This window comes from Pseudomonas sp. TH15 (assembly GCF_016651105.1).
Lineage (GTDB): Bacteria > Pseudomonadota > Gammaproteobacteria > Pseudomonadales > Pseudomonadaceae > Aquipseudomonas.
The window spans coordinates 3950188-3963497 of the sequence record NZ_JAEKEL010000001.1; the positions used below are offsets into that span (position 1 = coordinate 3950188).

Consider the following 13310-nt stretch of genomic DNA (forward strand, 5'->3'; position numbering starts at 1 on the left):
TGTTTGTAAGCGAACGGCAGTCTTACGACGGGAACAGCTCGGACAGTTTCATCGCCAGCATCATGTCGCCTTCAGCGCGCAGTTTGCCGCCCATGAACGCTTGCATGCCGTCGGTCGAACCGTCGACGATGCCTTCCAGGGTTTCACCGTCCATCACCAGAGTGACCTGGGCATCCGGGTTTTCGCCTTCTTTGAGCTCGCAGGTGCTGTCTTTGACGATCAGCGAGAAGTTCTTGGTGTCGTCGATGCGGAAACCGAATACCAGGTCCAGACCGGCAGCGGCGGCTGGGTTGAACTTGGCTTTCATTGCTTGTACGGCATCAGCTACGGAGGTCATGGTTCGATCCTTTCTTGGGTAATTAGAGCTGGGTGATTACAGCCAGGGTCACAATAGTCCGGACTCAGCGAAACGTGATGAGTTCCGGGGCCTTCAGCAGTTGCAGGTGTACATGACTGTTGAAGGAAGCCAGGGCCACCTCGCGACCACGAAACTTCAGTTGGTGGAGCGAGGTGTTGACGATTTGCCAGTTGAGCTCAAAGGCCTGCCGGGCAGGCATTTGTGTAATGAGGTGGAGCAGGGCAGTGATGGTGCCGCCGGAGGTGAATACGGCGATTTTCTGGGTGTTGTCGGCTTGTTCAAGGATGCGGTTCAGTCCGCCTTGCACGCGCTCGACAAACCCCAGCCAGCTTTCCAGGCCCGGTGTGTCGTAAGTGCCAGCCAGCCAGCGCTCGATGATCAGGGAAAAGATGCGCTGGAACTCAGCACGGTTTTGCGCCGCGTTGCGCAGGAAGTTCAGCGCTTCGGGCTCATCCGCCAACATGGCCGGCAAAAGGGCGCGGATCACCGCGTCGGCGTCGAATTCGTTGAAAGCGGAATCGATTTCCAGCGTCGGCACCGGCAGGCCCACGGCGGCGTACTGTTCCAGCGCGCTGTTGGCGGTATGTTGCTGACGGCGCAAGTCCCCCGACAGACAGCGATCGAAGCTGAGACCCAGCTCAGCGAGGTGCTGGCCGATGATTTCTGCCTGGCGAATACCGGTCGGCGACAGGACGTCGTAGTCGTCTGCACCAAAGGAGGCCTGGCCATGTCGAATCAAATAGATGCTGCCCACGTCCGCGTCATCCCGGTACGTTGAAGGTTTGGCGAGGTTATGAGGATGGCAGTGAGCTGTCAATGAAAAAACATACGCTTGTTTGAAATGCCCGTTACAGGCCTGTTGCCAGAGGTTTCACGGCTGGCCCCAAAGGCGGGGCATGGGTATGCTGACGTTATCCCGCGCGCGTATATGCGGCGCATTGCATTAAAGGAGTCCTGTGTGGAGTTTTTTGCCGAGTACGCCAGTTTTCTGGCCAAGACCGTGACACTGGTGGTCGCCATTCTGGTGGTGCTGGCCAGTTTCGCGGCATTGCGCAGCAAAGGTCGGCGCAAGTCGGCCGGTCAGTTGCAGGTCAGCAAACTCAATGATTTCTACAAAGGGCTGCGCGAACGCCTGGAGCAAACCTTGCTCGACAAGGACCAGCTCAAGGCCCTGCGCAAGTCCCAGGCTAAAACCGAGAAAAAACAGAAGAAAAAACCCGAAGCCAAGGGCCGGGTGTTTGTGCTGGATTTCGACGGCGACATCAAGGCTTCCGCCACCGAAAGCCTGCGCCACGAAATCACCGCGCTACTGACCCTCGCGACCCCAAAGGACGAAGTGGTTCTGCGTCTTGAAAGCGGCGGCGGCATGGTCCACAGCTATGGCCTGGCGTCGTCGCAACTGGCGCGCATCCGTGAGGCGGGCGTGCCGCTGACCGTGTGCATCGACAAGGTCGCGGCCAGTGGCGGCTACATGATGGCGTGCATCGGCGAGAAAATTATCAGCGCGCCGTTCGCCATCCTCGGCTCCATCGGCGTGGTGGCGCAGTTGCCCAACATCAACCGCTTGCTGAAAAAGCACGACATCGACTTTGAAGTCCTGACTGCCGGCGAGTACAAGCGCACGCTGACGGTGTTTGGCGAAAACACCGAGAAGGGCCGGGAAAAGTTCCAGGAAGACCTGGACATCACCCACCAATTATTCAAGAACTTCGTCTCTCGCTACCGTCCGCAATTGGACATCAATGAAGTGGCCACCGGCGAAGTCTGGCTCGGTGTCGCGGCGCTGGACAAGCAACTGGTGGACGAACTCAAGACCAGTGACGAATACCTCGCCGAGCGCGCCAAGGGCGCCGAGCTGTTTCACTTGCACTACGCCGAACGCAAGAGCTTGCAGGAGCGTGTCGGCCTGGCTGCCAGCGGTTCGATTGATCGGGTGCTGTTGACCTGGTGGAGCCGACTGACCCAACAACGCTTCTGGTAAATCAGTCAGCCATAAAAAACGCCGGTCAATGACCGGCGTTTTTTTGTCCGCGATAAAACCGTGTGGTCAGCGCCGACGGAACAGCGGCAGCGGCTCGTCAGTGGCGGCCTGATAGGTCACCGAGAAATCCTTGAGACCTTCAAGGGCTTCGTACGGGTCTTTATCGGCGCGCAACGCAAAGGCGTCGAAACCGCAGCGGCGCAGGTAGAACAACTGGTCGCGCAGAATATCGCCAATCGCCCGCAGTTCGCCTTTGAAACCATAACGGTCACGCAGCAGGCGGGCGTTGGAGTAGTTACGGCCATCGGTGAAGGCCGGGAAATTCAGGGCAATCACCTTGAACTGATCCACGTCGTCACCGATTTCCTCGGCTTCTTCATCGGCGTCCAGCCACACACCCAGGCCGCCATCGCGGGCCTTGAGCATACGGCTGTGTTCGCGCCACAGCGCCAGCGGCACGATCAGGTCGTCGCAGTTGCTGATCTCGTCGATGTTGAAGTCCTTGGGCAGCAAGTGCCAGGTTTCGTCGACGACTTCGTTGTTCTTAATTATTCGCTGCATAGACGCGCTCCTTGAAGAGGTCGATGCCGATACGCTGATAGGTGTCGATGAAGCGCTCGTCTTCGGTACGTTGTTCGATGTACACGTTGATCAGCTTTTCGATCACATCAGGCATGGCTTCCTGGGCGAAGGACGGGCCGAGGATCTTGCCCAGGCTGGCGTCACGGCTGGCGCTGCCGCCGAGGGACACCTGGTAGAACTCTTCGCCTTTCTTGTCCACCCCGAGGATGCCGATGTGGCCGACGTGGTGGTGACCACAGGCGTTCATGCAACCGGAGATGTTCAGGTCCAGTTCGCCGATGTCGAACAGGTAGTCCAGGTTGTCGAAACGACGCTGGATTGATTCGGCAATCGGGATCGACTTGGCGTTGGCCAGCGAGCAGAAATCACCGCCAGGGCAGCAGATGATGTCGGTCAGCAAGCCGATGTTCGGCGTAGCAAAACCTTGCTCGCGCAACTCGCCCCACAGGGTGAACAACTGAGCCTGCTCGACGTCGGCCAGGATGATGTTCTGCTCGTGGGAAGTGCGCAGTTGACCGAAGCTGTAACGCTCGGCCAGGTCGGCCACCGCGTCGAGCTGCTTGTCGGTGATGTCGCCCGGTGCAACACCGGTCGGCTTCAGGGACAGGGTGACGGCCACATAGCCCGGCTTCTTGTGCGCCAGGGTGTTGCGGGTGCGCCAGCGAGCGAAGCCTGCGTGTTCTTTATCGAGGTCGGCCAGTGCCTGGGACTGGTTGTCCAGGGCCTTGTAGTCCGGGTCGACGAAGTGTTTGGCGACGCGATGCACTTCGGCGTCGGTCAGCGTGGTCTGGCCACCGCGAAGGTGTTCCATTTCCGCGTCGACTTTTTGCGCGAAGACTTCAGGGGTCAAGGCTTTAACGAGGATCTTGATCCGCGCCTTGTACTTGTTGTCGCGGCGGCCGTAGCGGTTATAAACCCGCAGGATGGCGTCGAGGTAGCTCAACAGGTCCTGCCACGGCAGGAACTCATTGATGAACGCGCCCACCACCGGTGTACGGCCCAGGCCGCCACCGACCAACACACGGAAACCCAGTTCGCCCGCAGCGTTGTGCACCGGCTCAAGGCCGATGTCATGGACTTCGATGGCCGCACGGTCGGACGTCGAACCGTTGATGGCAATCTTGAACTTGCGCGGCAGGTAAGCGAATTCCGGGTGGAACGTGGTCCACTGACGGACGATTTCGCACCACGGGCGCGGGTCGATCAACTCGTCGGCAGCGACACCGGCGAACTGGTCGGTGGTGACGTTGCGCAGGCAGTTGCCGCTGGTCTGGATCGCGTGCATCTGCACGGTAGCCAGCTCAGCCAGGATGTCCGGAATGTCTTCCAGCGCCGGCCAGTTGAACTGCACGTTCTGCCGGGTGCTGATGTGGGCATAGCCCTTGTCATAGTCACGGGCAATCTTGGCCATCATTCGCGTCTGGCGCGAAGTCAGTTGGCCGTAAGGCACCGCGACCCGCAACATCGGCGCGAAACGCTGGATGTAAAGGCCATTTTGCAGGCGCAGGGGGCGGAATTCTTCTTCGCTCAGCTCGCCTGCCAGATAGCGTCGGGTCTGATCACGGAACTGCTTGACGCGGTCCTCGATGATCCGCTGATCGTACTCGTCGTATACGTACATATAAGTCCTGTTCTCAGGCTTGGGCCGGTCGGTTCCAGTTGCGTTTTTCGCTTGCTGAAGTTTCCGATGCTGCCTCGGCAATTCTGCGCGCACGGCCGCGCACTCCCTACGGAGCCGGGGCAAGATACCAGTTTGCAGTTATGCGCAAAAGTGATGTTTGAGTATATGTAAAGAACCAAAACGACTAACGAGAACCGTTATCGCTAAACCCTTATTTGTGGTGCGGGCAATCGTCGTCTTTACTCTGCTCGAGTCTTTCTGCAATCACCGATAAAACCGACAAGAGGCGATGCAATGAGCAACCCAACCAAAGCAAGGAAAAGCGATAGCACGGTCGATGCCTGGGCGATTTTGTTCCTGATCATCCTGGTCGTGGGCACGGCAGTATTTTGGGTCGCGCATCAATAAACGACCCCGTCCGGGCCTGGTTCCGACGATTGTCGGACAAAAACGGGAATTAGCGCAGTTTGCCGGCAGTTCGGGGGCTATAATGCGCGGCCATTTTTCCGGGGCTCGGATGATCCAATGTTCAAGTTTTTCTACACCTTCCTGCTGATATTCGGCGCGGTCTACGGACCCGGCGTGCACGCGGAATCGGTGTTGTTCCTGAACCCGGGCTCTACCCATGAAAGATTCTGGGTCAGCTACTCGCAATTCATGCAGGCGGCGGCCAAGGATCTTGGAATGGACTTGAAGATTCTTTATGCCGAGCGCATGCCTGAGGTCACGATTGCCCAGGCCCGAGAGGCATTGCAGGGGCCTGATCGTCCGGATTATCTGGTGTTTGCCAACGAGCAGTACGTCGCGCCGCAAATCTTTCGTCTGGCCCAAGGCAGTGGGGTGAAGCTGTTTATAGTCAACGCGTCCCTGACCGACAATCAACTGAGCCTGCTGGGTGAGCGCCCGGATCGATTGGGTAGCCTGGTGCCCAACGACGAGGAGGGCGGCTACCTGATGCTCAAGGAATTGATCCGCCAGCATCCACCGGCGGCGCCCGGACAATCCATCGAGTTACTGGCGTTTTCCGGCCTGAAGATCACCCCTTCGGCGCAACTGCGCGAAAAAGGCATGCTGCGCGCCTTGGCCGAACACCCTGAAGTGCGTTTGCGCCAACTGGTCTACAGCGGCTGGACCCGTGAGCGCGCCTATGAACAGGCGAAATTGCTGTTGCGGCGCTACCCCAAGGTATCGCTGGTGTGGTCCGCCAATGACGAGATGGCGTTTGGCGCAATCCGCGCATACGCCGAGACGGGCAAGGTCCCGGGTAAAGATGCGTTGTTCAGTGCGGTAAACACATCCCCGGCGGCATTGCAGGCTTTGCTTGACGGACGTCTCAGCGCGCTGGTTGGCGGGCACTTTACGCTGGGGGCTGGGCTTTGGTCGAGTTGCATGACGATCAGCAAGGCGTCGACTTGAAGCACTACGGCGGGCGCGATCGCATGCTGCCGTTGCTGCAATTGGTCGACAAACCCCATGCACAGCAAATGCTTGCCTTGGGCAAGTCGCCGAATTATGGCGTGAGCTTTCGCAAGCTGTCGGCCAAGGGGCGACCGACGTCCTATCGCTACCCGTTCAGCCTGCTAACGTTGATGCACTGAAACCGCGTCACACCCCGGCCAGGTGCAGCACCAGTTTCACGATGCCAAACAGCGTCAGCGCGAATATCGCTGTGAACACAATCCCCATAATCACGAAATGACTCGGCTTGCCATGGGTAAAGTCCCGGGCGCGATTCTTCCCGCTTTGCACTCCGAACGCCGCGGCTATCACGCTGTGCAGCATCTGTAGGAACGTCGGTGGCTTGTTGTCGACTGGATCGTCCATAAATCCCTCGTCATCACGGTGTAAAAACCAAGCATAGCCAATTCGACTGGCTGGGGCGTTTTTCCGGGCAGGTATATATATGTACCGCCATTGATCGTGCTCGCGATGTTTGACTGACGCTTCATACAAAGTCGTCAGGTAACGCCACATGAGTGAAACCACATCGTCAAGGGAGGGCGGCCTGCACCAGCCTTTCGTCAAACAAAAGCTGCAACACCGTCTAAGGCATTTCACCGCCGCGAATATCAAGCAACTGGGCAGGGCCAGAATACCCGGAGGTTTGGCTGAGGACGCGATGCCTGACTGGTTCGCGGCGCTGACCGCCGTGCAACGACAGATAGTCCGCGACAGCCAGCAACGCAGTCGCACGTCCAGCCGGACGCTGGCGAAAACCCTCAAAGGGCTCAAAAGTGTCGCCGAGTTCGCGCAACCTTTGCTTGAGGAGGCTTTGCACAAAAGGTTCGGCATCAAAGTCGATACGCTAAACACCTGGCTGTACCACGTGCCTTTCAGTGACGTGCTGCTCACCGATCAGAACCTGCTGCAACTGGCACTGCGCAACTTTGAAGACGATCAAGTGTTCGCGCCAACGCAACTGATCGCCGAGCAGGGTGAAGCGGCGCCTCAAGGGGAGGGAGTGAGGGGCTTTACGGTTGGTATTACCCCTCATTCGGTCCATCGAAGTGCTACGGGATCAAAAAACTGGCGATCCAGCCGGCTGACTTTGCGCGGTTGTGTCGCGAACTGGATATCGGCAAACAATATCAGGAGCATTTAGCGACGATCTTCGATGATGGCGAGAGCGCCTCGGACGTAAAGTCGCAGACGATCGAGGCGTCGAAGGACAGCCTGCGCACACACGCACACGTTGCGCGGCTCACGTCGCTGCTCACGCCAACCGGTTATCTGGCGGTGCTCGGCGTGCTGAATGGCGAGCAGTCGCCAAAACTGGACGGCGAGGCGGTGACGTTCAGCCAGTTGCATGTGCTCGGTGTGCCTGTCAGCGAGATGTTTGTCATTGGTGGAAGCCGGCGCAAGCGGAAAAAGTCGACCTGAGTTGGTCCAACCCGGGCACCAACCTGCTGGACGTGGCGACTTACACAGACTCACGGATCATCGTGTGCATGCCGGGTGACCCGGTAGCGGCGATCAAGGAGTACGCCTCGCTGGCGGCGTTTGAACAAGATCTTGCGTTGCGCCTGCGTGATGTCGCCTATCAGCGTTCATTTCTGCGACTCCTCCCTCATGGCGATGCCGGCAGGTTCCTCAGCACGCTGCAGAATGCCTTGGAGACGCGCGAATGGGATTCCCACGCAGCGCATCGTGAACAGACCCTCACCGGGCACATTGACGGAATTTACCGTCGGGTTTATCGCGAAGAGCCGACGCTGAATCTCGCCGAAGGCTTTTTCGATGGCGACCTGTTCAATGAGTTGTACACCCGGCATGAAACGCGCCTGAAGGAGTCGGCCGCGCAATTGGCGGTGCCAACGGCCACGGTTGACCACGACGCCTGGAAGGCGCGACTTGAGCACTACGCCGAGTGGGGACTGAACATACTCAACATGGCAGCATTCTTCATTCCAGGGCTGGGGGAGGTGATGATGGCGGTGATGGCCGTTCAACTGACCCTGGATGTCTACCACGGTGCCGAGGCCTGGAGTGTCGGCGACACGGATCAAGCCTGGGGTTATCTCGGCTCGGTAGCGGCTAACCTGGCCTTCGTGGCGGTTCTCGGCGCTGCGGCCGGCAAAGCGCCGAAAATACTCTCCGCGCCGATTGTCGACGGCATGGTCAGGATCAAGCTGCCGTTTGGTGACGAGCAATTGTGGCGACCAAGCCTGGCGCCCTATAAGAGTAATGTGGTTTTGCCCGCGGGACTCAAGCCCAACAGCTTGGGCCAATATGAAGTGGCGGGCAGCACTTACATTCGCCTCGAAGACAATGTCTACGAAAAAACCTTCGATCAGGCCCTCGGCAAGTGGCGCCTGAAACACCCGAACGATCCGCAGGCTTATCAGCCCGTCCTGCAATCGAATGAGCAGGGCGCCTGGCGTCACACCTTCGAACGCCCCTTGGCGTGGGATCGCCAGACACTGCTTCGTCGTCTGGGGCACGTCACTGATGAGCTGGACAGCGCGACGCTGGAGCACATTGCGCGGATCAGCGGCGTCGATGACAACGCGCTGCGCAAAATCCATGTCGATCAGCAGCCTGTGCCTTCGGTTCTGTCGGACACCTTGCGTCAGTTCCGGTACGACCGTTGGCTCAACGAAGTGAATGCGCGAGCCGGTCGCGGTGAGCCTGTTGCGGCATCGGATTTTCTGGATGCTATTGGCGGCACTCACGTCTCAGGGCCGCAAGCCGCCGGCTTCGAGCCACTGCACAAGACGTTCCCCAGTCTGTCGACTGACGCGCTAAATGAAGTATTGAGCAGCGCCACGGTTCGCGAGCGCCTGTCTATCCAGCAAACGGCCAAGCTGCCAGCCAGCCTGTTGCTCAAGGCCCGCACCCGCGCCCGATTGGCGCGTCTGAACACAGCGCTGGCCGGTATGCACCTGCAAAGTCTGGCGTCCCTCGACAGCCAGCGCCTGGCGCTACGGGCGTTGGAAAAACTGCCTGGCTGGCCGCAACGGTTGCGCCTGGAACTGCGTCAGCACCATTACACCGGCAAAGTTCTGGCGAGCGTCGGCAGCGAGTCGGCCGAGGAGATCAAATACCTGGTCACCGACGGCCATCAACATCATCAAACCCATCAGTTCCAGGCCTTTGACCAACACGGCAACCCGTTGAACAGTGTGCCCCGCGAGGGTGACAATTTTTACGCGTCGATCATGCATGCCCTGCCGGATGACACGCGCGTGCAGCTGGGTGTGCCGAATGTAGGGCAAAGCCCGGCGTTACAAGAAGCCCTTTGCACCTACGCCCGAACCCATCGAGAGTCAATGTTCGAAACGCTGCTGCCAACCGCTGCCGGCCGGCGGTTCAAGGCACCTCAGCGTTTGGCCGACGGTCGCGTGGGTTATCCGTTGAGCGGCCGTGGCACTGGCGCGATGGTCAATCCTTCACTGATCTGCCGAGTGCAAGACCTCTATCCCGAATTTTCCGATGAGATGGCCGAAAGGATGGTCAGCAACCTGCTGCTTGATGGCAGCACTGAAACGCAAATCGCGCATTTACTGAGCCTGCGCGCCCTGGAATACGAAACCCTTGCCACGCAACTGGAGCAATGGAGCCGCAGCGGTGGCGAGCCTGCGGCCCGACGACAAGCGGTGCAAACGATCAATGAGGCCTGGCGCTCAGGCGGGCTGGTCGATGTCTCGGAAGGCGTTCACCTGGACTTGGGCAACGCCGGAGTTCTACCCGAATTAACCGCACGCTTTCGTAACGTCAGCAGCCTGCGCTTGAGTGTTCAGAGTTTGCTCAGTCAGTCCAGCGAAGCGTTTGTGCGGCAGTTCCCCAACGTCCATACGCTTGAGCTTTACGTGTGGGACACCTTGGAACGCAACCAATTGGTCGAAAAACTCAGTGAGTTGACTGGTGTGCGTGGCTTGTTACTGGGCGGCAATCTCGGTCAGGAGTTCAGTGCGACCGCCCAGATGCTGGTCAATGTCATGCCGCAACTCGAGACCATGACGCTGCGCGGGATCAGTACGCAACTGGATGTCAGTCGGTTGCCCAATCTGCGCACGTTGAATCTGGCCGGTAATCTTCAGGCCTGGCCTGAAGGCGCGTTGCAGCTACCCAATCTTGAGAAGATCAATTTCAGCAGCACCGAACTTGCGACGCTACCGGCCGAGCTGTTCTCGGGACACGAGAACCTGTGGCGCGGTCTGGACCTGAACTGGGCACGCCTGGAGCCTGAACAGTTTGTCAAAGCGTATGAATATGTGCGCGACAACCCTGCCCATCTGCTGGATGTCGACACAATGCTTGATCGCTACAGTCAGGGTGCGCTGCAAGTCGCAATCAATTGCGACAGCGAACTGGCCGTTACAGCGCTGCGGCAACTGAAGGCCGAAGGGCTGTCCGGGCGGGCGTTACTCGATCACGTCAATGGCGTGCGTCATGACCAACAGGCTTTGTCCCGGCAGATGATGGTATGGCAGGAACATTCGGCGACGGTCAATGGCCGCCCAGTCGATGCGCGAGGGCGGGAAACTGCTGCCAGGCTTATTCGTGAATGCTGGAGGAGCGGGTTGCTCCGCCGTTACGGCAAAACCGGGGAGCTGCCGATCAGTGCAGATCTTGCCCCCGGCTCATCGATCTCACAGCCGTTGCCCGTGATTGAGCTCGACAGCGCAGCGACGCTTGATTTATCCGGGACGGCCCTGGGTAATCTGCCGGATTTGTCGGTGCTGCAATCCAGCGGTTTCGCTCACGTTCAAACGCTGAAAATGGCCGACGTCATGGCCCCGGTGGACAACCTCGGGCAATTCCTGCAGCACTTCAGCGAGTTGCGTTCGCTCGACCTTCGCTCCAATCAGCTGTTCGACTTGCCGTCTACTCTGGGCGGGCTGACGAAACTGAAAGAACTGAGCCTGCCGCGCAATTACCTGACGATAACTGTAGGTGCTCAGGAGCGCCTGAACAGGTTGACGGCCCTGGAGTTCCTCGACTTGCGTTACAACCGCATCGAAACGCTGGATATCAGCTCGTTGCGTGCCTTGAAGCGCCTTCGTTTGGGCTACACGGCCATTTCCAGCTGGCCTCGAGGCGCGCTGGACGTGCCGGCGCTGGTTCAATTGGAATTGAACAACAGTGCCGTCGCCACGATTCCCCAAGCCATATTCAATGGCCACGGGCATCTTTGGGTTGATATGAGCGGCTGTCTGCTGACCGCCGAGGCCCGTTACGACCTGCTGGCGAACAGTCCCTCCGTCGCGCCCATGGGCATTTCCCGAGCCGATCTCAGAGACGGCATCAACATTGGCGGCCCGGCCTATTTTCCGCCGCTGGCCAGCCTGCACCCCGAGCTGTTGTTGCCGTTGCGTACGGAGACGGCGGAGCAACTGGCACGCTTCACGCCAAAAGCACGTTTGCAGAGGCTTGATCCTGATCTGCTCGACGTCGAGGCATTGCGGGCCGTCGATGATCTGACGTTGAGTACGGGCGGGGCGGGAGCGCTGTTCGCGCAGATCGATGAATGGGACAAGCAGTTTCAGGCACTGACTGAAACCCTCAATGAATGGATCACCCAGCCACCCTTCCAGTTACGGGAGCTGAGTGTGCCGCTCTGGGTCAGCGTCATGGAACGTCGCAAAGCGGCTGACCAGATTCTCAGCTGTTGGCGGCATAATTTGCGCGGTGCGGCGGTGGCCGATGGCTCTGCCAGTCATACCCTCGATATGTCCGAAAATCCTTTAGGCAGCTTGCCAACGTTGACCGGTGACTTCTCCCATGTCGGCACGTTAAAGCTGAACAAGGTGTTTATCTACGAAACCGGGGCTGATGGTTTCATGCGTTCGTTCGAAGGCATTCACACCCTGGAGCTCGATGGCAATTTCCTGACAGCCTTGCCCGAGCCCGTTACCACGCTGACGCATCTTACGCGACTGTCGGCATCCTCTAATCAGCTGAGCTCGACGCCGCAACTTCAGCGCCAGATCGCTGCATTGGGTCAGTTGCAGTCCCTCGATTTGTCGCACAACTGGCTGGAGGTGCTGGATGTCAGTTCACTCACACAGCTACACACGCTCGACGTGCGCAGCAATCGTCTGGTCGACTGGCCGGCCGGGGTTTTGCGCCTGCCGGCGCTGACCTCGCTGAATCTGCGCGACAACATGCTTGAGTCGATTCCCCAGGCGTTGCTGACAGAACCCTACCGCGAGTTGCGTTTGGGTACCAATGTGACTAGCAACGACAACCTGGACGGTGCGGCCCTGCTGATGTTGCGCAATGAAGTGACTGAGGGCGAGTCGATCATGGGTTGGTCGACAGAGGAACTTGATGAAGTGTTGGATGGTTTTGACACCGATAGTGCTTTCGACGGCGACACTTCGGATATCAGCGACGAGGATGTGGATATTGAGCACGTAACCGGTCCAGAAGCACGGCAACGCTGGATTGATGAGGCGGCCAGCGACGCTGACGAGATGACACGGATCTGGAGCGATCTTGAACAGGCGCCGAACAACGCGGCTTTTTTCAACTTGCTCGACCGAATGGAGGGCACGAAAGACTTCAAATTGGGACGAGCCGATCTGACGCGACGCGTGCATCGGGTACTGACAGCGGCTGCCAGTGATGCCGAATTGCGCGACACGGTATTTGTCATGGCGCAATCGGCGCAGACGTGTGGCGACGGCCGCATTCTGTTGTTCAGCGACATTGAAGTGAAGGTCTTCGAGTTCGATACGGTCAAATCGACGCCAGCCAACCAACAAGACAGCGTGTTGTTCAAACTGGGCAGGAAGCTGTTTCGTCTGGGGCGGATCGAGAAAATCGCCAACCGCGATGTGCAGCAACGTCAGGCGCAGGGCGGTCGGCCGGATCCGGCGGAAGTGCGACTGGCTTATCGGATTGGTCTTGGCGACAGGCTGGAACTGCCGGGGCAGCCGAAAGACATGCTGTACAGCGGCAACGTCAGCGCCGCCAGCCTGGACGCGGCCTATGCCGAAGTGATTGGCGCCGAGCAGTCGGCCGAGTTCAAGGAAGATCTGGTCACGCGCAAGTACTGGACCGATCAGCTGAAGCGTAAATATGCAGCGCGATTGGCGGCACTCAAGGACAAACAGGCGCAGATACAAAGCGAGCTGGAAGACCGCCATACAGCGATAACCGAGGCATATCTGGCAGAAGTCGTGGCGCTGGAGGTGACGTTCAAAACGCAGGAAACCGCGTTATTGCTCGAATTGACGGAGGTTGAGCGACAGCAGTTCAGCCAATAACTGGCTGACGCCTACCTCGGTAGCCAAACGGTCTACCGAGGTAGGGTCAAAGGA

At 58.7% G+C, this 13310-nt stretch carries 7 protein-coding genes and 4 pseudogenes; 6 read left to right on the forward strand and 5 right to left on the reverse strand.

The window, feature by feature from the left end; translation table 11 throughout:
- Positions 1-22: 22 nt before the first annotated feature.
- Complete coding sequence (locus JFT87_RS17690) at positions 23-337, reverse strand: SCP2 sterol-binding domain-containing protein (RefSeq protein ID WP_019690779.1); 315 nt, start codon at positions 335-337, stop codon at positions 23-25.
- A gap of 64 nt (positions 338-401) precedes the next feature.
- Positions 402-1112: a histidine phosphatase family protein gene (locus tag JFT87_RS17695; protein WP_201203236.1), complete on the reverse strand. Its 711-nt coding sequence runs from the start codon at positions 1110-1112 to the stop codon at positions 402-404.
- A gap of 204 nt (positions 1113-1316) precedes the next feature.
- Here JFT87_RS17695 and sohB point away from each other — a divergent pair, with 204 nt between their 5' ends.
- Positions 1317-2339, forward strand: a complete 1023-nt coding sequence (sohB, locus tag JFT87_RS17700) for a protease SohB (RefSeq protein WP_201203238.1) — start codon at positions 1317-1319, stop codon at positions 2337-2339.
- Between the two features lie 66 nt (positions 2340-2405).
- Here the strand turns inward: sohB and JFT87_RS17705 are convergent, their stop codons facing one another.
- Together JFT87_RS17705 and JFT87_RS17710 are read right to left on the reverse strand one after the other, a co-directional pair.
- Positions 2406-2900, reverse strand: a complete 495-nt coding sequence (locus tag JFT87_RS17705) for a DUF934 domain-containing protein (protein ID WP_201203240.1) — start codon at positions 2898-2900, stop codon at positions 2406-2408.
- The gene (locus JFT87_RS17710) at positions 2884-4542 is read right to left on the reverse strand and encodes a nitrite/sulfite reductase (RefSeq protein WP_201203242.1); all 1659 of its coding nucleotides are present in this window, start codon (positions 4540-4542) and stop codon (positions 2884-2886) included. The genes JFT87_RS17705 and JFT87_RS17710 overlap by 17 nt, the downstream gene beginning before the upstream one ends.
- Before the next feature lie 525 nt (positions 4543-5067).
- On the opposite strand from JFT87_RS17710, the pseudogene JFT87_RS17715 reads away from it, so the two are divergent.
- Positions 5068-6140, forward strand: a pseudogene (locus JFT87_RS17715) (ABC transporter substrate-binding protein).
- 7 nt (positions 6141-6147) lie between these two features.
- Here JFT87_RS17715 and JFT87_RS17720 read toward each other — a convergent pair.
- A complete protein-coding gene (locus tag JFT87_RS17720) occupies positions 6148-6366 on the reverse strand; it encodes a DUF2970 domain-containing protein (protein ID WP_201203244.1) in 219 nt (72 codons plus the stop codon).
- A 295-nt stretch (positions 6367-6661) separates the two neighbouring features.
- Between JFT87_RS17720 and JFT87_RS28695 the strand changes: the two are divergent.
- The 4 genes and pseudogenes from JFT87_RS28695 to JFT87_RS28710 form a co-directional block, all read left to right on the forward strand.
- A pseudogene (locus tag JFT87_RS28695) lies at positions 6662-6997 on the forward strand (dermonecrotic toxin domain-containing protein); the annotation flags it as partial.
- A 101-nt stretch (positions 6998-7098) separates the two neighbouring features.
- Positions 7099-7152, forward strand: a pseudogene (locus tag JFT87_RS28700) (hypothetical protein); the annotation flags it as partial.
- A gap of 134 nt (positions 7153-7286) precedes the next feature.
- Positions 7287-7553 (forward strand): annotated as a pseudogene (locus JFT87_RS28705) (hypothetical protein); the annotation flags it as partial.
- 1647 nt (positions 7554-9200) lie between these two features.
- Positions 9201-13256: an NEL-type E3 ubiquitin ligase domain-containing protein gene (locus JFT87_RS28710; RefSeq protein WP_342367194.1), complete on the forward strand. Its 4056-nt coding sequence runs from the start codon at positions 9201-9203 to the stop codon at positions 13254-13256.
- The last annotated feature ends 54 nt before the right edge of the window (positions 13257-13310 follow it).

Bases quoted from the DNA above. Each gene is read 5' to 3' on its own strand.
- JFT87_RS17690 (WP_019690779.1), bottom strand. From the start codon at position 337: ATGACCTCCGTAGCTGATGCCGTACAAGCAATGAAAGCCAAGTTCAAC.
- JFT87_RS17705 (WP_201203240.1), bottom strand. From the start codon at position 2,900: ATGCAGCGAATAATTAAGAACAACGAAGTCGTCGACGAAACCTGGCAC.
- JFT87_RS17710 (WP_201203242.1), bottom strand. From the start codon at position 4,542: ATGTACGTATACGACGAGTACGATCAGCGGATCATCGAGGACCGCGTC.
- JFT87_RS17720 (WP_201203244.1), bottom strand. From the start codon at position 6,366: ATGGACGATCCAGTCGACAACAAGCCACCGACGTTCCTACAGATGCTG.
- JFT87_RS28710 (WP_342367194.1), top strand. From the start codon at position 9,201: ATGCATGCCCTGCCGGATGACACGCGCGTGCAGCTGGGTGTGCCGAAT.